The following is a 21,049-nucleotide window of genomic DNA, read 5'->3' as shown; positions in this document are numbered from 1 at the left end:
TCGAAAGGAAGGCCAAATGATGTCATCCCCACCTTCATTGGGTTTGCCGGGATCGGCAATCAACGGATCGGCCGCGCAACTGATGCGCCTGAATGGGCAGGGCTATTTGCATAAGGACCCGTTAGTGCAGCTGTATCGTGAGCCAGACTCAAAGGGCTGAAGGCGCGTGCGTGTTTGCGCTGGTTGATCTCGTTCAGCACCGGACGCAGCTCCGCCAGCGGCACGGGACGACTGAGCAGGTAGCCCTGCACGAAATCGCAGCCGGCACGCTCGAGAAACGCGTATTGCTCGGGGGTTTCGACGCCTTCGGTGATCACCTGTAAATTCAGGGTGTGGGCGATGACGATAATCGCCTGGACAATTTCCATGTCCTGGGGGGCCTTGGGGATGTCCTTGATGAACGATCGATCGAGCTTCAGCGTATTGAGTGGCAGGCGCTTGAGATAGGCCAGTGACGAGTAACCAGTGCCGAACTCGTCGATCGACAGCGACACACCCAGGGCACTGATCTGATTCAGTTGTACCAACGTATTGACGAGGTTGCCCATCAGCGCATTCTCGGTCACTTCCAGTTCCAGCCGGTGCGGCGACACCCCGGCGACCCGTAATGCATGCTCGATTTCATCGACCAGTTCCTCGCGCAAAAGATTCAGGGGCGAGCAGTTCACCGCGATATGGAGTTCTTCGCAGCCCTGACGCGACAGCTCGCTCAGGTCCTCACAGGCTTTGCGCAGCACCCAATTGTCCAGTTCGGCGATCAGGCCGTTGGCCTCGGCGATGGCGACGAACCGATCCGGTGCCAGCAACCCGCGGACCGGATGTTGCCAACGAATCAATGCTTCCAGCTTGCTGACCTGGCCGGTCTTCAGGTCATGGATCGGTTGGTAATAGAGCATCAGTCCGCTGTCGTCGCGCAGGGCGTTGCGCAGTTCTTCTTCCAGTTGCAGCTCCAGGTTGGCGCGGGTTTTCAGGTTGGCGCTGAAGAAATTCAGACCGTTGCGGCCACTGCCCTTGGATTGATACAGCGCCAGATCGGCGTTTTTCAGCAACTCTTCGCACGTCTTGCCGTCTTCCGGAAAGAGACTGATGCCGATGCTGGTGGTCATGACCATGCTTCGCCCGGCCAACTCGATGGGCTCTTTCATTTTCAGCATGATGCTCTGGGCCATGTGTCGTGCCTCTTCGCGATCGCGCAGGCTGATGAGGATGCAGAATTCGTCGCCACCGAAGCGCGCCACCACATCTTCGTGGCTGCGCAGCGAGCTCTTGATGTGGCCCGCCAGGACCTTGAGCAATTCGTCGCCAGCGTCATGGCCCAGGCTGTCGTTGATCCGCTTGAAGTGGTCGATGTCGAGGAACATCACCGCCAGCATGCCGCCTTCGTTGGTCTTCTCAGTGAGTTTTTCGGCGAAAATCTGGTTGAAACCACGGCGGTTGATCAGGTTGGTCAACGCGTCGTGGTGCGCCACCTGTTGCAGCGACAGACGCGCCTGATCCAGTTGACCGAGCAGGGTGTTGACTCGCTGCAGGTCCGACTCCTTGATTTGCAGCTTCTTGTCCGCCAGTGCCGCGCTGATGCTGCTGCCGATAATCAGCAACGTTATCACCGCTACCGTCACGCCCAGTTGGAAGTGATTGTTGTCGCCGGGCAGCGGCTGGAGGCTGTTGTCGGGCAGCACCAGGTTAAGTGCCGCCATGCCGGTGAAGTGCATGCTGACGATGCCGGCTCCGAGCACCAGGCTGGCGGTGTATTTGAGTTGTTGATGAAACACACCGCTGCCATCGCGCAGATGACTGGAAATCAACAATGCGGCCAGGCTGGCGCCAATGGCGATGACGATCGAGAGAATAAACAGAGCGGGGTGGTAATAGGCCGTCGCATTCGAACGCATGGCGGCCATGCCCACGTAGTGCATGGTCGCGATGCCCAGACCGATCCACACCGCGGCCCGCAGGTATTGCCAGAAATTCACATGAGAATGGCTGAGGGTATGCATCGCCAGCCATGAGGCCGTCAGCGCGAACAACAGTGAGATCAGGGTGACAGGCATCTGGTAATGAATTTCGATCGGCACCTGGAACGCCAGCATGCTGATGAAGTGCATGGCCCAGATACCACCCGCCAGACACCCGGCACCGACCCAGCGCCAGAGTCGTGGGGTCGCGGATTTTTCTGCATGGCGGACCCGTTCGGTCATGTCCAGCGTGGCAAAGCCGGCCGCACAGGCCACCACATAGGCCAGCGACACCAAAAAAGGGTTATGCGCACAATTGAGTATGACCTGACCGTTCTCTGGCAGTTGGGTCGTGAAATGCAAACCAAGCAACTCCATCGCTTGCCCCCGTCCCTTAAGTCGTCCTGGCCGGCGCAATTAACGCTGGCGAATGCTCTGGAGTATAGAGGTCATGTACAAAGTGCAAAGGGGTGATAGCACATTGATACTTAAATTTTTGAAATTAGCTATTGCGTTTGGTGCTAAACCCTTACGCGATCTGCTCATAGGGTAGTTCGTAGTCGGGCAGTAGGGCTGGCAGCCCGAACGCTGCCCGTGCTGCATCGCAATCCACGTTTGCCTCGCCATTGGCCCACGAGGCGTCGAATTCCCGACAGGTGCTGGAGCGCTGGTCGTAAATCGAGCATTGCACGGTACTGCCCACTTCACCGACCAGCCCGGTGCAGCGGGTGGGTTTGCAGTCTGTGCCGAGCATGGCCACGCGGCTGGGGCTGATGGACGCGACAAGCTCGTCGGGCACCGTTCCTCCCGCCGAGGTGCACTCACCCCAGAAAAAAGAGACACGAAAATGGGAACAGCAGGCACCGCAATTCAGACACGGACTGACTTCGGACATGGGCGATAATCAAAGGAGGGGGAGGGGAATGGTGGGGCAGACAAGGCCGCTATTCTAGGCTTCGCAACGGGCTTTGGAAGGGGGGGGGCGGAAAGTATTTTTACGTCTGTCAGAGCAATTGAAACAACGGGTTGGGGCCTGTAAACACTGGGCTTGAGCGATCCGCAGGGCAGGGCGTTGCGCGGGGGGCTCGCCATGGGCTGATATCAGCCTTACGAATAATTACAGACAGCTACGGCGAGCCTGACTAGATTGCAGGTTCCGGGGACAGTGAAGCCCCAACAACAATGAAAGAGACGGACCCATGCAGAACTCGACCCAAGCGGCGAATGCCTGGCGCATTCTGTTCCTGCTGTTCCTGGCCAATCTGTTCAACTTCTTCGACCGCACCATTCCGGCCATCATCATTGAGCCGATCCGAATGGAATGGCACCTCAGCGATTTTCAGTTGGGGATCTTCGGGACTGCATTCACCATCGTTTACGCGATTGCCGGCCTGCCTTTGGGGCGGATGGCCGATACCGGCTCACGCGCCAAACTGATGGGCTGGGGCCTTGCAGCGTGGAGCGGGCTGACCGCCGTTAACGGGCTGGTGGGCAGTTTCTGGAGTTTCCTGATCGTGCGCATGGGCATCGGTATTGGTGAAGCCAGTTATGCACCCGCCGCCAATTCATTGATCGGCGACTTGTTCCCTGCCCACCGCCGCGCGCGCGCGATGGGTATTTTCATGCTGGGTTTGCCATTGGGACTGTTGCTGGCGTTCTTCACCATCGGCTGGATGGTCAAGGTCTTCGACAGCTGGCGTGCACCGTTTTTCATCGCGGCAGTGCCGGGGCTGATCCTGGCGATCTTCATGTTTTTCATCAAGGAGCCGAAACGCGGCGCGGCCGAAAGTGTGCAGGTCTCGCAGGAACGTGTGGACCGGCCGATTCGCCGGGTGCTGGCGGTGCCGACATTCCTGTGGCTGGTCATGGCGGGGCTGTGTTTCAACTTCGCCAGCTATGCCTGCAACTCGTTTATGGTGCCGATGTTGCAGCGTTATTTCCTGATGCCTTTGCATGAGGCCGCCGTGGCAACGGGCGTCATCGTGGGTGTGACGGGGCTGTTCGGCTTGACCTTGGGGGGGTGGGTCGCGGACAAGATTCACCAGCGCGTGGCCAATGGGCGACTGCTGTTTGCGGGATTCAGCCTGATCATCTCGGCGGTGTGCACCGCTTGGGCGTTGCATGCGGGGCGGATCGAAATCGGGGTGTTTGTGGCGTTGTTCAGCGTCGGCTGGTTGTTTGCCTACAACTTTTACACCTGCGTTTACACGGCGATTCAGGACGTGGTCGAACCGCGCCTGCGGGCGACCGCCATAGCATTATTCTTTGCCGGGTTGTATTTGCTCGGCGGTGGATTGGGGCCGGTGGTGGTGGGTGCTTTGTCCGATCACTTTGCGCACACGGCCATGCTGGCGGCCGGTGCCGAGCAGATGACCGAAGCGTTCAAGGCCGTCGGGCTGCATGACGCGATGTACCTGATCCCGGTGGCGCTGTTCTTTACGATGGTGTTTCTGTTTCTGGCATCGCGGTGTTTTGTGCGGGATGCGAAGCGGATGAAGGAAGGGTTGGTGGCTGTTGAACCGCAGATTCCCGCAGTCACCGCTTAAGAGAAGCGAGCAAAAAACCTGTGGCAAGGGAGCTTGCTCCCGCTCGACTGCGCAGCAGTCGCAAACCTGGTGAATGGGGTTCGGCTGAAGGACCGCTGTGAATGATTTCAGGGCCGCTTCGCAGCCCAACGGGAGCAAGCTCCCTCGCCACAATGGTTCAGTGTCAAACCATAAAAAAGGCCCGCATCGCTGCGGGCCTTCTTGTTTAACGGTGGAGCAGGGAGATTAACCCGCCACCAACACCCGAATCGCTTCCAGTCGCAGCGCCGCCTTGTCGAGCATGGCCAGGCCTTGCTCACGCTGTTTACGCAAGGCAACCAGTTCGCTGTCACGTACGGTCGGGTTGACCGCTTGCAACGCGGTCAGGCGCGCCAGTTCTTCGTCGGTATCGGCAGCCAGGCGACGCTGTGCCTCGGCTACGCGCTCGGCGTGACGCGGGAAGATTTTCTCTTCACCGGCATTGATCCGTGGCGTCAGCTGATCGCGCTGGGCCTGGATGAACTTGTTGGCGCTGGCGCGCGGTACGCTTTCCAGTTGATCGTTCAGGGTTTCGAACGACACCCGGGCCGACAGGTCGTTGCCATTGGCATCGAGCAGGCAGCGCAGCGCAGCCGGCGGCAGGTAACGGCCCAGTTGCAGTGAGCGTGGCGCAACCACTTCGCTGACGTAAAGCAATTCCAGCAACACGGTGCCAGGTTTCAGCGCCTTGTTCTTGATCAGCGCCACGGCGGTGTTGCCCATCGAACCGGACAGCACCAGGTCCATGCCGCCCTGCACCATCGGGTGTTCCCAGGTGATGAACTGCATGTCTTCGCGAGACAACGCCTGGTTGCGGTCGTAGGTGATGGTCACGCCTTCGTCGTCGCCCAGCGGGAAGCTGGCGTCGAGCATTTTTTCACTCGGCTTGAGGATCAGGGCGTTTTCCGAATGGTCTTCGCTGTCGATGCCGAAGGCGTCGAACAGGGTTTCCATGTAGATCGGCAGGGCGAATTGATCGTCTTGCTCAAGAATGTCCTCGACCAGCGCATCACCTTCGCCGGCACCGCCGGAATTGAGCTCCAGCAGGCGGTCACGGCCGGTGTGCAGCTCGGCTTCCAGACGCTCACGCTCGGCGCGCGCTTCGTCGATCAGCGCTTGCCACTCGCCATCGTCGGCATTTTCCAGCAGCGGCAGCAGGCGCGGGCCGAACTGGTGCTGCAAGGCGTTGCCGGTCGGGCAGGTGTTGAGGAAGGCGTTCAGGGCTTCGTGGTACCACTGGAACAGCCGCTCTTGCGGGCTGGTTTCCAGGTAGGGCACGTGCAGTTCGATGATGTGCTTCTGGCCAATCCGGTCCAGACGACCGATGCGCTGCTCCAGCAGGTCCGGGTGCGACGGCAGATCGAACAGCACCAGGTGGTGCGAGAACTGGAAGTTGCGACCTTCACTGCCGATTTCCGAGCAGATCAGCACTTGCGCGCCGAATTCTTCGTCGGCGAAATACGCAGCGGCGCGGTCACGCTCGAGGATGTTCATGCCCTCGTGGAACACCGTGGCCGGAATGCCGGAGCGCACGCGCAAGGCGTCTTCCAGGTCCATGGCGGTTTCGGCGTGGGCGCAGATCACCAGCACTTTGGTGCGCTTGAGCATTTTCAGCTGGTCGATCAGCCACTCGACGCGCGGGTCGAATTTCCACCAGCGTTCTTCCTCGTTGGCATCCGGCTGGGCCTGGAAGCTGACTTCCGGATACAGCTCGGCGTGATCGCCCAGCGGCAGTTCGAGGTATTCGTCGGGGCACGGCAGCGGATACGGGTGCAGTTTGCGTTCCGGGAAACCCTGCACCGCGGCGCGGGTGTTGCGGAACAGCACGCGGCCGGTGCCGTGACGGTCCAGCAGTTCGCGAACCAGACGGGCGCTGGCTTCGGTGTCGCCATCGTTGACGGCGGTCAGCAGCGCTTCGCCTTCGTTGCCGAGGAAACCGTGAATGGTCTTGTGCGCTTCAGGCGACAGGCGCCCCTTGTCCAGCAGCTCCTGAACGGCTTCGGCCACCGGGCGATAGTTTTCGCTCTCGGCGCGGAAAGCGTGCAGGTCATGGAAACGGTTCGGGTCGAGCAGGCGCAGACGTGCAAAGTGGCTGTCCTGGCCCAGTTGTTCCGGGGTCGCGGTCAGCAGCAACACGCCAGGAATCGTTTCAGCAAGCTGCTCGACCAGGGTGTATTCCGGGCTGGCCTTGTCTTCGTGCCACACCAGGTGGTGGGCCTCGTCGACGACTATCAGGTCCCAGCCGGCGGCGAACAGCGCATCCTGGGCCTTCTCGTCTTCCACCAGCCATTCCAGCGCAACCAGTGCGAGTTGGGTGTCTTCGAACGGGTTGGCGGCATCACTTTCGATGAAGCGTTCTTCGTCGAACAGCGCGACTTGCAGGTTGAAGCGGCGGCGCATCTCCACCAGCCACTGGTGTTGCAGGTTCTCCGGCACGAGGATCAGCACGCGGTTGGCGCGGCCCGACAGCAGTTGGCGATGGATCACCAGACCGGCTTCGATGGTCTTGCCCAGACCCACTTCGTCCGCCAGCAGAACCCGCGGTGCAATGCGGTCGGCGACTTCTCGGGCGATGTGCAACTGGTGCGCGATCGGTTGCGCACGCACGCCACCCAAGCCCCAGAGCGCGGACTGCAATTGGCGGCTGGTGTGTTCAAGCGTGTGATAACGCAGTGAGAACCAGGCCAGCGGGTCGATCTGCCCGGCGAACAGACGGTCGCTGGCCAGACGGAACTGAATGAAGTTCGACAGTTGGGTTTCCGGCAGGGTGACGACTTCGTTCTGCGCGTTGAGGCCGTGGTAGACCAGCAGGCCGTCGACGTCGTCGACTTCCTGGACGGTCAGTTTCCAGCCTTCGAAGTGAGTGATCGAGTCACCCGGCGAAAAACGCACGCGGGTGAGGGGCGCATTCCGTAGCGCGTACTGGCGAGTGTCGCCAGTGGCCGGATAGAGCACGGTCAACAAGCGGCCGTCCTGTGCCAGAACGGTGCCCAAACCCAGCTCGGCTTCGCTGTCACTGATCCAGCGTTGCCCCGGTTGATACTGCTGCGCCATGCTGCCTGACTCCCACCTTGAAAAAGCGGGCTATCTTAACGGAATCGGGCCTCGAGACCAAAAGGTTTACGGCGTAGGAGCTGCCGCAGGTTGCGATCTTTTGATCTTGGGGAACGGTTGAATTCTACGTTGTCCGATAAAGATCGCAGCCTGCGGCAGCTCCTACAAGTGCCAATCAGGTCACAGTTTGCGACCGATGGCTCAAGTCGCCATCCCGACAGCCGACAGCCTGCTGACAGGAGACAAATAATTATGCTGCCACCGATGCTCCCCTTGAGTGCCGTGCCGATCACTTCCCAGCACGACCCGATCCGCCAGCGCCCGGATATTCCGCCCGTTGTGCCGGTGCAGGAAGGCTCCAGCGAAAGCACCATCGACCTGCAACAGCGCGATCCGGAAGAGGCGGCTTTTCAGTTGCGCGAGGAACAGCGCCGCAAGCAGGAACAGCAACGGCGTCGTCGCGAAGCCGATGAAGATCCTGACGAACACCTGGCGATTCCCGGCACCGAGCTCAACGCCGACAACACTGTGCCGGTAGCGCCGCTGATTGACGACGAGCCGCGTCAGGGGTTGTGGGTCGACATTCAGGTGTAGGAGCTGCCGAAGGCTGCGATCTTTTCGGTCGTCACCAATACTCACTCACCGTCCGCCGCCAATGCCCTCAAGCTCTCCAAAAGCACCTCAATCTCCTTCTCGGTATTGAAATAACTCACCGCAATCCGCGCGATGCTTTCCAGCCCTCTCGTCTGCATATCCAACGACTGTCCCAACCCCTGCGCGTGAAGGCCATCAGGTCTGATTGCCGATCCTTGGGCCCCCAGATTGTGGAGCGTCAGCCCGCTGATTGTGCCGAGGCGTCGCCACGGCGCCAATGGCCTCGGCTGGATTCCACGGCGCGGGTCCTTTGGGTCCATCGCAAAAGCGCGATTGTGCGGTGAAAAATCCGCTTCGGTGCATATTTTGTTAAGCCGCCGTTTTAAGGGTGGCTGGTCAGCGCCGGCGCCAGACCTCATTATTGGCGCAATCCTGCCGAGCGATGCGGCGGCTGAACTTCCTTTCAAGCGATGCACTGAACGCCATGAGCCAAGACGACAAGCTGATCGACCTCAACGCCGAACGCGCCAAGCGCGTTCACGACCTCAACGACAAACGCCTGAATGAAGTGCGCCAGGCATTCGAGCAAGCGATGCCATTGGGTAAAGCGAAAAAGAAGCCGAAGAACAAACCGAAAAAGCGTTAATCCCCCAGCATCCGTTGATGCAGATCAGTTTTCCCCCTCCTTTGCGCCCTGACTCTGGCGATATTGACCCCGGTCAATTTTCCCTTCTGCCTGATTGGTTAACTTAGCCCCATCGCAACAGGGCAAGTGCAGGAGGCCATTCATGTTTCTCGACAACGTGGTGATCGCCGGAGTGCTGACAGTCGGCCTCACGGTTCTGTTTATCGCAGGTTTTGGATTTTTTATCTGGAAGGATTCGCACAAGCGGAAAAAACCGTAGGTCTTTCTTGATGCAATGAGCACGCAAGGCATTTTGGGCAACTTCGGTTGCCCTTTTTTTTGCCTGCGATTTCTTGAGGGTGTACAGAGATTTACTGTGGGAGCGGGCTTGCTCGCGAAGGCGATTTATCATTCAACATCACTGTTGACTGACCCACCGCATTCGCGAGCAAGTCGGATCGCCGCACCGCCGCTCCCACAGTAGATTTACGGTGTTTGGAAGAACGCAGGCATGAAAAAGGCGCGAACCTCACGGAACGCGCCTTTTTCGTTGCAGCGAAGTATCAGCTGCCCAGTGCTTTCGACGCCAGCCAGAACAGGCCGGCCGACAGGGTAACGGTCGCTGGCAGGGTCAGGACCCAGGCCAGCAGGATGGTTCTGACGGTGCCACCTTGCAGACCGCTTTTGTTGGCGACCATGGTGCCGGCCACGCCCGATGACAGCACGTGGGTGGTGGAAACCGGCAGGCTGAAGATGTTGGCCATGCCGATCAGGCTCGCGGTCGTGATCTGCGCCGACATGCCTTGGGAGTAAGTCATGCCTTGCTTGCCGATCTTCTCGCCGATGGTCAGTACCACGCGCTTCCAGCCCACCATGGTGCCCAGGCCCAGGGCCAGTGCCACCGCCAGAATCACCCAGAACGGGGCGTATTCGGTGGTGGTGGTCAAGTCTTTGCGCAGTTTGTCCAGGTCAGCCTTTTCACGGGCAGCGAGGCCGGGCAGCTTGCCGACTTTCTTGGCCGTGTCATCCAGGCAGAGCAGGTAGCGACGCACTTCGATACGGCTTTCCGCCGACAGCGAGTGGTAGTCGGAGACACCTTTGAGGGTGCCGAGCAGGGCGGTGATGGTCGGTTCGGTCTGTTGCGGGTTGCAACGGAATTTCTCCGGCAGATCACCTTCCACGTTTTTGCCCAGGGCCAGGTATTCACCCAGCGTATCGGCATTACGCTTGTAGAACTGGCTCAGGTGCAGGGTCGCGTCGCGAGTCCGTTCGATCTGGTAGGTGGTGCTGCCCAGATCGAGTACGAACTGCGCCGGAACGATACCGATCAGCACCAGCATGATCAGGCCGATACCTTTCTGACCATCGTTGGAGCCGTGCACGAAGCTCACGGCCATGGCCGAGATCACCAGCACCAGGCGGTTCCAGAACGGCGGATGCTTCTTGTCGTCGATCTTGCGGCGCTCTTCCGGCGTCTTGTGCATCTTCGACAGTGGACGCCACCATTTAAGGCCGATCAGGATCAGCGCTGCGATCAGGAAGCCTGCCATTGGCGAGAACACCAGCGACATAGCGATATCGATCGCTTTCTGCCAATTGACGCCATCGGCCAACGGAATGTCGTTGATCAGGGCGTTGGCCAGGCCAACCCCGAGTATCGAACCGATCAGCGTGTGGGAGCTGGAGGCCGGGATACCGAAGTACCAGGTGCCCAGGTTCCAGGTGATGGCGGCGGCAAGCAACGAGAACACCATTGCCAGTCCGTGACCGGTGTTCACATTGATCAGCAGTTCTACCGGCAGCAGGTGGACGATGGCATATGCCACGCCAACACCGCCCAGCAGCACGCCGAGAAAGTTGAACACACCGGAAAAGAACACGGCCAGATGCGGCGGCATGGCTTTGGTGTAGATAACAGTGGCCACCGCGTTTGCAGTGTCATGAAAGCCGTTGATGAACTCGAAGGCGAGGACAAAGGCGAGGGCGAGCAAGAGGCTCACAAGCACCCAAGCATCCAGTCCGCTGAATAAATCGATCATGAAGGTTTTATGACCCGGTCGTAAGGGGGCGCGATTATGCCAGAAAAGACTGGTAATCAATGCACTGGCTGCTAATTGGTAACATTCTTCAACGAATTAGTTGGTAGCCACGCCTCGTGGTTTCGGGTGTTTGCCGGGTTTTGCAAGTCGTTGAATTTCTTTGAAAAGCCCGCAGGCACAAGGGTTTCTCTCGTAGGGGCGAGAGACGTAAAGGCTTGTATGAAATATCTGAGAAGAAGGCCAGACATGAGCCAATTGCCTCATCAGATAGATGAGGTGACCGCTGCCCGCTCGTAACGGGCGCGAATGGCAACATCAATGCATCCCGCTTTTAACGGGTGCAGACGCAGGCCCTTGAAAGGAGTCAGGCCGAGGCGATCATGGCTCTTCGGCTTTAAGTTCCTTTTCCATCTTCTGCAGTTCCTGGGTGAAAGCCTGGTCCTGAACGGTGGCGCGTTTACGCCAGGGTTTGCGTTCCGGTTCGGGCTGAGCGGCGTAGGTGGTGACTTCCCCGCCGTAAACTTCCTTGTAACGTTGTTCCTGGCGCTCAAGTTCCGCGCGCAGTTCGTCTTTCGTCACAGTGCTACCTGTATGGGTTGAGATTAATTCTGGTAATTCGCGCTGCATCAAATGCATTGACCACGCTTGCAGAAAGGACAATGCCCGGGAAGGCTTTGTTTTACCGCACGGCGATCAATACTTCCATGTTGCAGGCGGCCACGGCACCAGAGCAAAACGGCTGACGTAGCATCAGTTTCCTGTTTCAGCGAGCGCACTGTCGGAGCATTTGAAATGAGCGTCAGGTGCTTGCTGCGGGCAGCAACGATGGAACATCGCGCTACCGGGTGACGGGACCAAGTACAAAAAAACCGGGTCGCCACTGAATTGCATTATAGCGGTCGATTTGAAGAACACTATCGCCAAAGAGTTAAAAATGGATCTTCATGTGTGATCGTTTTATTACCTGCAAGTTTTTACGGTCACTAGACAACGATGTCTTTCTGGCGCCATTAAGTCGAACAAGTTAGGAGATTACATGGGGCCTTTAACTCAGGGTTCAAGCACGGGTAAAACATGTGCGGAGAAGGGTACTAACGTGCCGGATCAGAGGCTTCTGTGTTAGCGGTCGATTGCGATTATCGGCCGAGGGTTCGATAATCGCCCAATCTTGGCTGCCTGTGGCTTGTGGGCCGGACCCGGAGCCGCTTGTAATAGCCGTCGCCAACCGGTGTGGGAAAAGGACCTGATATGAACGAGCAAATGCGCAATTCCTTCGCTTCCGTGGCGCCGCCGATCGTCGCGTCGCCCGCCAAGCGGATTCAGGCCCTGACCGGCGACCCGGACTTCATGACCTCCCTGGCCCGGGGTCTGGCCGTGGTGCAAGCGTTCCAGGAGCGTAAACGGCACCTGACCATCGCCCAGATCAGCCACCGCACGGAAATTCCCCGCGCAGCCGTCCGACGTTGCCTGCATACCCTGATCAAACTCGGCTACGCCACCACCGACGGTCGCACCTATTCGCTGCTGCCCAAAGTGCTGACCCTCGGCCATGCCTATCTGTCCTCGACCCCGCTGGCGGTGTCTGCCCAGCCTTACCTCGACCGCATGAGCGAACAACTCCACGAGGCCTGCAACATGGCCACGCTGGAAGGTGATGACATTTTGTACATCGCCCGCTCGGCGACGACCCAGCGGCTGATTTCCGTTGACCTGTCGGTAGGCGGACGCCTGCCGGCCTATTGCACCTCCATGGGCAGGATTCTTCTCGCGGCACTCGACGACACTTCACTGCGCGAGTACCTCGACCATGCCGACCTGCAAGCCAAGACCAGTCGCACCTTGCACACCCCCGAGGCGTTGCTCGAATGCCTGCAGGAAGTGCGGCAACAAGGCTGGTGCATCGTCGATCAGGAACTGGAACAAGGCCTGCGCTCTATTGCCGTTCCGGTGTACGACGCTTCCGGGCAAGTGGTGGCGGCGCTCAACGTCAGCACGCACGCCGGCCGGGTCAGCCGCAACGAGCTGGAGCAACGGTTCCTGCCCGGTCTGCTGGCGGCCAGCCGCAACCTCAGCGCTCAGCTGTTTGCCTAAGCTGTTCGATAATCGCCCAGACTCGCGTTTAACGAATTGACGCAGTTTCCCCAGGATCACTAATGTCGCGGCAGCGCCAGCCCAGGCTGGCACCTGTCCGACTGCGTTCTTGCGTGGAATAAAAATAATGAACCAGCCTCAGTCTGCTGTAGGAAACTGCCTCGATGTGCAGTCCTTCATCAATGCTCAACCCATCTCGCGCTACCAGTGGCGAGTAGTGATCCTGTGTTTCCTGATTGTTTTCCTCGATGGCCTCGACACCGCGGCCATGGGCTTCATCGCGCCGGCGCTGTCCCAGGACTGGGGCATCGATCGCGCCAGCCTCGGCCCGGTCATGAGTGCGGCGTTGATCGGCATGGTTTTCGGCGCACTGGGTTCCGGCCCGTTGGCTGACCGCTTCGGGCGAAAAGTCGTACTGGTGGGCGCGGTGCTGTTGTTCGGTGCCTTCAGCCTGGCATCGGCCTACAGCAGCAACGTCGATCAGTTGCTGGTGCTGCGCTTCCTCACCGGCCTGGGCCTTGGCGCCGGCATGCCGAACGCCACGACATTGCTGTCGGAATACACCCCGGAGCGAAAAAAATCCCTGCTGGTGACCAGCATGTTCTGCGGCTTCAACCTCGGCATGGCCGGTGGCGGGTTTATTTCGGCCAAGCTGATTCCGGCGTTCGGCTGGCACAGCTTGTTGCTGATCGGCGGGATTCTGCCGTTGATCCTTGCCGTCGTCTTGTTGTTCTGGCTGCCGGAGTCGGCGCGTTACCTGGTCGTGCGCAATCGCGGCACCGACAAAGTGCGCAAGGCGCTGGCACCGATCGATCCGACCGTCGTCGCGCAGGCCTCAAGCTTCAGTGTGCCGGAACAGAAAACCGTGAAGGCACGCAACGTGTTTGCGGTGATCTTCTCCGGCACCTACAGCACCGGCACCTTGTTGTTATGGCTGACCTACTTCATGGGCCTGGTGATCGTTTACCTGCTGACCAGTTGGCTGCCGACGCTGATGCGTGACAGCGGCGCGAGCATGGAGCAGGCGGCATTCATCGGCGCGTTGTTCCAGTTCGGCGGCGTGCTGAGCGCCGTGGGCGTGGGCTGGGCGATGGACCGGTTCAATCCGCACAAGGTCATTGGCACTTTCTACCTGCTGGCCGGGGTGTTTGCCTACGCGGTGGGGCAGAGCCTGGGCAACATCACGCTCTTGGCGACGCTGGTGCTGGTGGCCGGGATGTGTGTCAACGGCGCGCAATCGGCGATGCCTTCGCTGGCGGCGCGGTTTTATCCGACCCAAGGGCGGGCGACCGGGGTGTCGTGGATGCTCGGGATTGGTCGGTTCGGCGCGATTCTCGGTGCGTGGATGGGGGCAACGTTGCTGGGGTTGGGCTGGAACTTTGAACAAGTGCTGACGGCGTTGGTGATTCCGGCGGCGTTGGCGACGACGGCGGTGGTGATCAAGGGCATGGTCAGTCATGCGGATGCGACCTGAGTCGACTTGAATTAGCGGCGTGGTAGAAAAGATCGCAGCCTTCGGCAGCTCCTAAAGGTAGTACGCATTCCATGTAGGAGCTGCCGAAGGCTGCGATCTTTTTGGGGCTGACAGAGAACGATAGTCAGACAACAATCTGTTCGATAAACGAACACTTAGTCGATTATCGGATTGTTTGGCATTTTGCACAGGCTTAACCTTCAGTCATTCCGGCGCGCGCATCGCGCCTTTTTCTACCACTGTCGGTTCATAACAAAACGGGAGCCTGCCCCATGGCTGAAATCCTTTCGCTGCACGACGCGGTGAAGCAATTCGTCAACGACGGCGATACCGTTGCGCTCGAAGGCTTCACTCACCTGATCCCTACGGCGGCGGGTCACGAAATCATTCGCCAGGGCAAGAAAGATCTGACGCTGGTACGGATGACGCCTGACCTGATCTACGACCAATTGATCGGCGCCGGTTGTGCTCGCAAGCTGATTTTCTCTTGGGGCGGCAACCCGGGCGTCGGTTCGCTGCACCGTCTGCGTGACGCGGTCGAGAAGCAGTGGCCGCACGCGCTGGAAATCGAAGAACACAGCCACGCCGACCTGGCGAATGCCTACGTCGCTGGCGCCTCCGGCCTACCGTTCGCGGTGCTGCGTGCCTACGCCGGCTCGGACCTGCCGAAGGTCAACCCGCTGATCAAGAGCGTCACTTGCCCGTTCACCGGTGAAGTATTGGCGGCGGTGCCTTCGGTGCGTCCGGACATCACCGTGATTCACGCGCAGAAGGCCGACCGTAAAGGCAACGTGCTGCTTTGGGGCATTCTCGGCGTGCAGAAAGAAGCTGCGCTGGCCGCCAAGCGTTGCATCGTCACCGTCGAAGAAATCGTCGACGACCTCAACGCACCGATGAACGCCTGTGTGCTGCCGACCTGGGCCTTGAGCGCGGTCTGCCACGTTCCGGGCGGCGCGCATCCGTCCTACGCCCACGGTTACAACGAGCGCGATAACCGTTTCTACCAGGCCTGGGACCCGATTGCCCGCGACCGTGAAACCTTCACCGCGTGGATCAACGAGTACATCCATGGCTGCGCTGACTTCAGCGAGTTCCAGGCCAAGCTGGCCGCTGCATCGGAGGCGAAGTAATGACTTACACCACCAATGAAATGATGACTGTCGCCGCCGCTCGCCGTCTGAAGAACGGTTCGGTGTGCTTCGTCGGCATCGGCCTGCCGTCGAAAGCCGCCAACCTGGCGCGGCTGACGTCCTCACCGGACGTAGTCCTGATCTACGAATCGGGTCCGATCGGTGCCAAGCCGAGCGTATTGCCACTGTCGATCGGTGATGGCGAACTGGCGGAAACCGCCGACACCGTCGTCCCGACCGGTGAGATTTTTCGCTACTGGCTGCAGGGCGGGCGCATCGACGTCGGTTTTCTCGGCGCCGCGCAGGTCGACCGCTTCGGCAACATCAACACCACGGTGGTCGGCGATTATCACGCGCCCAAAGTCCGTCTGCCGGGCGCTGGTGGCGCGCCGGAAATCGCCGGCTCGGCCAAAAGCGTTCTGATCATTCTCAAGCAGTCGTCGCGCTCTTTCGTCGACAAACTCGACTTCATCACCTCGGTCGGCCATGGCGAGGGCGGCGATTCGCGCAAGCGTCTTGGTCTGCCGGGCGCTGGTCCGGTCGGCATCATTACTGACTTGTGCATCATGGAACCGGAAGCGGGCACTCATGAATTCGTGGTCACTGCGTTGCACCCTGGCGTGACCCGCGAGCATGTGGTTGCTGCCACCGGTTGGGCAGTTCGCTTCGCGGAAAATGTTGAAAACACCGCCGAGCCAACCATCGTTGAACTGACTGCACTCAGGGATCTGGAAGTCCGCACTGCTACGGCCCACGGCCAAGCACCCGGAGAAGCGTGATGCGTGACGTTTATATCTGCGACGCGATTCGCACCCCCATCGGCCGTTTCGGCGGTGGCCTGTCGGCCGTTCGCGCCGACGACCTGGCCGCCGTGCCGATCAAGGCGCTGATGGAACGCAACCCGTCGGTGGACTGGAACGCGGTGGACGAGGTGTTCCTCGGCTGCGCCAACCAGGCCGGTGAAGACAACCGTAACGTGGCGCGCATGGCGCTGCTGTTGGCGGGCCTGCCGGAAACCATTCCGGGTGTGACCCTCAATCGTCTCTGCGCTTCGGGCATGGATGCGATCGGCACCGCGTTCCGCGCCATCGCCAGCGGCGAAATGGAGTTGGCGATTGCCGGCGGCGTCGAGTCGATGTCCCGCGCGCCGTTCGTGATGGGCAAGGCCGATGCGGCGTTCTCGCGCAACATGAAGCTGGAAGACACCACCATCGGCTGGCGTTTCATCAACCCGTTGATGAAAACCCAGTACGGTGTCGATGCGATGCCGCAGACCGCCGATAACGTGGCGGACGATTACGAAGTGTCCCGGGAGGATCAGGACGCTTTCGCACTGCGCAGTCAGCAGCGCACAGCCGCCGCGCAAGCTGCAGGATTTTTCGCGGAAGAAATCGTCGAAGTGCGCATTGCCCACAAGAAGGGTGAAACAGTCGTCAGCCAGGACGAGCATCCTCGCGCCGACACGACACTGGAAACCCTGGCCAAACTGAAACCGGTCAATGGTCCCGACAAAACCGTCACTGCCGGCAACGCGTCGGGTGTGAACGACGGCGCGGCGGCGTTGATTCTGGCTTCGGCCGAAGCCGTGAAAAAACACGGTCTGACCGCTCGCGCCAAAGTGCTGGGCATGGCGAGCGCCGGTGTGGCGCCACGGGTAATGGGCATCGGCCCGGTCCCTGCGGTGCACAAGCTGACCGAACGCCTCGGTTTGGCCGTCGGCGATTTCGACGTGATCGAACTCAACGAAGCCTTCGCTAGCCAGGGCTTGGCCGTGCTGCGTGAATTGGGGCTGGCGGACGACGCGGCTCAGGTCAACCCGAACGGTGGGGCCATTGCCTTGGGTCATCCGTTGGGCATGAGCGGTGCGCGCCTGGTGCTGACCGCGTTGCATCAGCTGGAAAAAACCGGTGGCAAGAAAGGTCTGGCGACCATGTGTGTCGGCGTCGGCCAGGGTCTGGCCTTGGCGATCGAACGCGTCTGACGCGCAGCAGTGACAATAAGAACAGAGGAAAGTGAAATGACTGACAAGCCTGGTTACCGTCGCCCGCAGGAAGGCACCCAGCCGGAATACCTGCACCCGACTTATCAATCCACCAACCTGCGCTCGCCGTCGAAGCCGTTGGTGTTTTTGCCCCATTCGTTGTCGGAAATTACCGGCCCGACGGTCGGTGCCGAGCGCGTCAGCGAGAAGGACAACGACCTGACCGCCCAGCACACGGGCGAGCCGCTGGGCGAACGCATCATCATTCACGGCCGCGTGCTGGATGAAAACGGTCTGCCGGTGCCGGGGATTCTGGTGGAGATCTGGCAGGCTAACGCTGCCGGTCGCTACAACCATGCCCGCGACCTGCATGACGCGCCGCTGGACCCGAACTTCACCGGCACCGGCCGCACCGTGACCGACGTCGATGGCTGGTATCAATTCCAGACCATCAAGCCCGGCGCCTATCCGTGGGGTAACCACCACAACGCGTGGCGCCCGGCGCACATCCATTTCTCCTTGTTCGGACCGAGCATTCTGACGCGCCTGGTCACCCAGATGTATTTTCCGGGCGACCCGCTGCTGGCCTACGACCCGATCTACAACTGTGTGCCCGATACCAGCGCCAAAGAGCGCCTGATCGCCAGTTTCGACCTGGAAAAAACCATCCCTTCCTACGCCCTCGGTTATCGCTGGGACATCGTCTTGCGCGGCCGCGATGCCACGCCGATGGAGAAATAAGATGACGCTGACTGCGACCACGTCCCACACCGTCGGGCCGTACTACCACATCGGCCTGACCTGGCTGAACCGCGAAAACCTGACCGTCGAACAAACCCTGGGCGAGCGCGTGGCAATCACCGGGCAAGTCGTCGATGGCAACAGCGACATCGTCAATGACGCGATGCTGGAAGTCTGGCAGGCCAACGCCGCTGGCAAGTACGACCACCCCGAGGACGATCAGGACAAACCGCTGGACCCGAACTTCGAAGGCTTTGGCCGGATCCCGGTGGATGCTGAAGGACGCTTCCGGTTCACCACGATCAAGCCGGGTACGGTGGAAGGGCTGAAAGGTTCGACCCAGGCGCCGCATCTGGTGGTGCTGGTGTTTGCCCGTGGGTTGGTGAAGCACTTGTTGACGCGGATTTACTTTGATGGCGAACCGGCCAACGTGTCGGACCCGCTGCTCGAGTGCGTGCCGGCCGAGCGTCGCGATACCTTGCTGGCGAAGAAGGATGCGACCGGTGTTTACCAGTGGAATGTGATTTTGCAAGGCACTGATGCGGAGACGGTGTTCTTCGATTATTGAGTCATGAGCTCTTGTGGCGAGGGAGCTTGCTCCCGCTCGGCTGCGAAGCAGTCGTAAAACCGGCTGGCGAGGTCTGCCTGACAGAGCGCGTTTGAAGGTTTTGGGCTTGCTCCGCAAGCCAGCGGGAGCAAGCTCCCTCGCCACAGAATTTGTGCTGGCTTCTGATGAGTGATCTGTGGAATGGGACTGTTGCAAAGTGTGTCTAGACTTTCACTGCCCCCAAAGAGTGAGGAACGATGGCAACCCCTACCGCTGTTACAGCGCATTACACCGCCGGCGGCTCGCTGATTTTCTACACCTTCACCACGTACATGCAGAAGTACCTGGTGAACACCGCCGGCATGCACGCGAAGACCGCCAGTTACATCATGACCGGCGCGCTATTCCTTTATATGTGCATGCAACCGCTGTTCGGCATGCTCGCGGACAAGATCGGCCCACGTAACTCGATGCTGTGGTTCGGTGCTTTGGGTACGTTGTTCACCGTGCCGATTTTGCTGAGCCTTAAGAACGTTAGCAGTCCGCTCCTCGCTTTTGTGTTGATTACCCTGGCGCTGGCAATCGTCAGTTTCTACACCTCCATCAGTGGTCTGGTGAAAGCTGAAATGTTCCCGCCGCAAGTGCGCGCGTTGGGTGTCGGCCTGGCGTACGCGGTGGCGAATGCGATATTTGGCGGCTCGGCAGAGTACGTGGCGCTGAGCCTCAAAGCCGTGGGCATGGAAAACTCCTTCTACTGGTACGTCACGGTGATGATGGCGGTAGTGTTCCTGTTCAGCCTGCGTCTGCCGAAACAGGCGAAATACCTGCACCACGACCTTTGATCCATACGCGTGGGCCGCACCGGCCCACACCTTCAGGGACTGTTTATGAACCAGCGACCGGGCAATCAATTATTCGATGCCTATTTCACTGCCCGCGATATGCGTGACGTGTTCTGCGATCAGGGCCGGGTTCAGGCCATGCTTGATTTCGAAGCGGCGCTGGCCCGGGCCGAGGCGCGTGTCGGGTTGATACCCCAGGCGGCGGTGGCGCCTATCGAAGCGGCCTGTCGCGCCGGGCATTACGATTTCGCCGCGCTCGGCGAGGCGATTGCCACGGCCGGCAATTCGGCGATTCCGCTGGTGAAAGCCTTGGGCAAACAGATCGCAATCACCGATGCCGAAGCCGAGCGCTATGTGCATCTGGGCGCGACCAGTCAGGACGTGATGGACACCGGCCTGGTGCTGCAACTGCGCCGGGCACTGGAACTGATCGAAGGTGATCTGGCGCAACTGGGCGAAACCCTCGCGACGCAAGCCTTGCGTTTTGTTGCTACGCCGCTGGCCGGGCGCACCTGGTTGCAGCATGCGACGCCCGTCACCCTCGGCATGAAGATCGCCGGTTGGTTGGGCGCCGTGACCCGCAGCCGTCAGCGTCTGCAAGAACTCAAACCACGTCTGCTGGTGCTGCAATTCGGCGGCGCCTCCGGAACCCTCGCGGCCCTCGGCACGCAGGCGATGCCGATTGCCGATGGGCTGGCCGCCGAACTGCAACTGACCTTGCCCGACCAGCCTTGGCACACCCAGCGTGATCGCTTGGTGGAGTTCGGGTCGGTGCTGGGATTGATCGCCGGCAGCCTCGGCAAACTCGGCCGCGATATCAGCCTGTTGATGCAGACCGAAGCGGGCGAAGTGTTCGAACCCTCGGCACCGGGCAAGGGCGGTTCTTCGACCATGCCGCACAAACGCAATCCGGTGGGTGCTGCGGTGCTGATCGGCGCCGCTACGCGCGTGCCCGGTTTGCTCTCGACCCTGTTCAGCGCGATGCCGCAAGAGCACGAGCGCAGTCTGGGCCTGTGGCATGCCGAGTGGGAAACCTTGCCGGAGATTTGTTGCCTGGTGTCCGGCAGCCTCAAGCAAGCGCTGCTGGTGGCGGACGGACTGGAAGTGGACGCCGAACGCATGGCCCGCAACCTCGACCTGACTCAAGGGCTGGTGCTGGCCGAAGCGGTGAGCATCGTTCTCGCGCAACGGGTCGGCCGCGACACCGCGCACCATCTGTTGGAACAATGCTGCAAACGCGCCGTCGCTGAACAACGGCATTTGCGCGCGGTTCTCGGCGATGAGCCGCAAGTGACCGCCGAGCTCTCGCCTGCTGAACTCGATCATCTGCTGGACCCCGCGCACTATCTCGGACAGGCCCATACCTGGGTCGAGCGAGCGGTGGCTGAACATTCTGCGTTGACTGCCTGAAG

18 protein-coding genes and 1 pseudogene are annotated in these 21,049 nt (G+C 60.1%); 13 read left to right on the top strand and 6 right to left on the bottom strand.

Annotated elements, in window-relative coordinates; all coding sequences use genetic code 11:
* Positions 1-59 precede the first annotated feature (59 nt).
* The gene (locus ACYZTL_RS09310; protein WP_461951542.1) at positions 60-2,333 is read right to left on the bottom strand and encodes a putative bifunctional diguanylate cyclase/phosphodiesterase; all 2,274 of its coding nucleotides are present in this window, start codon (positions 2,331-2,333) and stop codon (positions 60-62) included.
* 151 nt (positions 2,334-2,484) lie between these two features.
* The gene (locus tag ACYZTL_RS09305) at positions 2,485-2,850 is read right to left on the bottom strand and encodes a YkgJ family cysteine cluster protein (protein WP_461951541.1); all 366 of its coding nucleotides are present in this window, start codon (positions 2,848-2,850) and stop codon (positions 2,485-2,487) included.
* Positions 2,851-3,154: 304 nt separating this feature from the next.
* Between ACYZTL_RS09305 and ACYZTL_RS09300 the strand changes: the two genes are divergently transcribed.
* The gene (locus tag ACYZTL_RS09300) at positions 3,155-4,501 is read left to right on the top strand and encodes a spinster family MFS transporter (protein WP_461951540.1); all 1,347 of its coding nucleotides are present in this window, start codon (positions 3,155-3,157) and stop codon (positions 4,499-4,501) included.
* A gap of 225 nt (positions 4,502-4,726) precedes the next feature.
* On the opposite strand, the gene rapA is transcribed toward ACYZTL_RS09300, so the two are convergent.
* The gene (gene rapA, locus ACYZTL_RS09295) at positions 4,727-7,573 is read right to left on the bottom strand and encodes an RNA polymerase-associated protein RapA (protein ID WP_461951539.1); all 2,847 of its coding nucleotides are present in this window, start codon (positions 7,571-7,573) and stop codon (positions 4,727-4,729) included.
* A 252-nt stretch (positions 7,574-7,825) separates the two neighbouring features.
* Here rapA and ACYZTL_RS09290 point away from each other — a divergent pair, with 252 nt between their 5' ends.
* Positions 7,826-8,167, top strand: coding sequence for an aspartate-semialdehyde dehydrogenase (locus ACYZTL_RS09290; RefSeq protein WP_461951538.1), 342 nt, complete (start codon positions 7,826-7,828; stop codon positions 8,165-8,167).
* A 41-nt stretch (positions 8,168-8,208) separates the two neighbouring features.
* Here ACYZTL_RS09290 and ACYZTL_RS09285 read toward each other — a convergent pair whose 3' ends face one another.
* On the bottom strand, positions 8,209-8,586 hold the full coding sequence (locus tag ACYZTL_RS09285) for a hypothetical protein (RefSeq protein ID WP_461951537.1): 378 nt from the start codon (positions 8,584-8,586) through the stop codon (positions 8,209-8,211).
* A 65-nt stretch (positions 8,587-8,651) separates the two neighbouring features.
* On the opposite strand from ACYZTL_RS09285, the gene ACYZTL_RS09280 reads away from it, so the two are divergent.
* Both ACYZTL_RS09280 and ccoM read left to right on the top strand, forming a co-directional pair.
* The gene (locus ACYZTL_RS09280; RefSeq protein ID WP_008016476.1) at positions 8,652-8,813 is read left to right on the top strand and encodes a hypothetical protein; all 162 of its coding nucleotides are present in this window, start codon (positions 8,652-8,654) and stop codon (positions 8,811-8,813) included.
* Between the two features lie 142 nt (positions 8,814-8,955).
* On the top strand, positions 8,956-9,072 hold the full coding sequence (gene ccoM, locus ACYZTL_RS09275; protein ID WP_461951536.1) for a cytochrome c oxidase subunit CcoM: 117 nt from the start codon (positions 8,956-8,958) through the stop codon (positions 9,070-9,072).
* Positions 9,073-9,355: 283 nt separating this feature from the next.
* Here the strand turns inward: ccoM and ACYZTL_RS09270 are convergent, their stop codons facing one another.
* Entirely contained in the window at positions 9,356-10,831 is a 1,476-nt protein-coding gene (locus ACYZTL_RS09270) for an inorganic phosphate transporter (protein WP_461951535.1), read from the bottom strand.
* 378 nt (positions 10,832-11,209) lie between these two features.
* Positions 11,210-11,410, bottom strand: coding sequence for a hypothetical protein (locus ACYZTL_RS09265; RefSeq protein WP_007935837.1), 201 nt, complete (start codon positions 11,408-11,410; stop codon positions 11,210-11,212).
* A gap of 669 nt (positions 11,411-12,079) precedes the next feature.
* Here ACYZTL_RS09265 and pcaR point away from each other — a divergent pair.
* The 9 genes and pseudogenes from pcaR (at position 12,080) to ACYZTL_RS09220 (ending at position 21,047) form a co-directional block, all read left to right on the top strand.
* The gene (pcaR, locus tag ACYZTL_RS09260) at positions 12,080-12,922 is read left to right on the top strand and encodes a pca regulon transcriptional regulator PcaR (protein WP_008025635.1); all 843 of its coding nucleotides are present in this window, start codon (positions 12,080-12,082) and stop codon (positions 12,920-12,922) included.
* Between the two features lie 127 nt (positions 12,923-13,049).
* A complete protein-coding gene (locus tag ACYZTL_RS09255; RefSeq protein WP_084321750.1) occupies positions 13,050-14,396 on the top strand; it encodes a 4-hydroxybenzoate transporter PcaK in 1,347 nt (448 codons plus the stop codon).
* A gap of 272 nt (positions 14,397-14,668) precedes the next feature.
* Positions 14,669-15,526 carry a CoA transferase subunit A gene (locus ACYZTL_RS09250; RefSeq protein ID WP_461951534.1) on the top strand — a complete coding sequence of 286 codons (858 nt, stop codon included), beginning with the start codon at positions 14,669-14,671 and terminating at the stop codon, positions 15,524-15,526.
* Entirely contained in the window at positions 15,526-16,305 is a 780-nt protein-coding gene (locus ACYZTL_RS09245; RefSeq protein WP_461951533.1) for a CoA-transferase subunit beta, read from the top strand. Before ACYZTL_RS09250 ends, ACYZTL_RS09245 begins: the two co-directional genes overlap by 1 nt.
* Positions 16,302-17,507 carry a 3-oxoadipyl-CoA thiolase gene (gene pcaF / locus ACYZTL_RS09240; protein ID WP_461951532.1) on the top strand — a complete coding sequence of 402 codons (1,206 nt, stop codon included), beginning with the start codon at positions 16,302-16,304 and terminating at the stop codon, positions 17,505-17,507. Before ACYZTL_RS09245 ends, pcaF begins: the two co-directional genes overlap by 4 nt.
* Positions 17,508-17,543: 36 nt before the next feature.
* Positions 17,544-18,248 (top strand): protocatechuate 3,4-dioxygenase subunit beta, encoded by a 705-nt coding sequence (gene pcaH / locus ACYZTL_RS09235; protein ID WP_461951531.1) that lies wholly within the window; start codon positions 17,544-17,546, stop codon positions 18,246-18,248.
* A gap of 1 nt (position 18,249) precedes the next feature.
* A complete protein-coding gene (pcaG, locus tag ACYZTL_RS09230) occupies positions 18,250-18,816 on the top strand; it encodes a protocatechuate 3,4-dioxygenase subunit alpha (RefSeq protein WP_461951530.1) in 567 nt (188 codons plus the stop codon).
* A 266-nt stretch (positions 18,817-19,082) separates the two neighbouring features.
* Positions 19,083-19,637 (top strand): annotated as a pseudogene (locus ACYZTL_RS09225) (MFS transporter); the annotation flags it as partial.
* Between the two features lie 45 nt (positions 19,638-19,682).
* A complete protein-coding gene (locus ACYZTL_RS09220) occupies positions 19,683-21,047 on the top strand; it encodes a 3-carboxy-cis,cis-muconate cycloisomerase (RefSeq protein ID WP_461951529.1) in 1,365 nt (454 codons plus the stop codon).
* Positions 21,048-21,049: the final 2 nt, after the last annotated feature.

The organism is Pseudomonas sp. LB3P81 (genome assembly GCF_054897965.1).
This window is presented reverse-complemented; position numbering and strand designations above follow the sequence as displayed.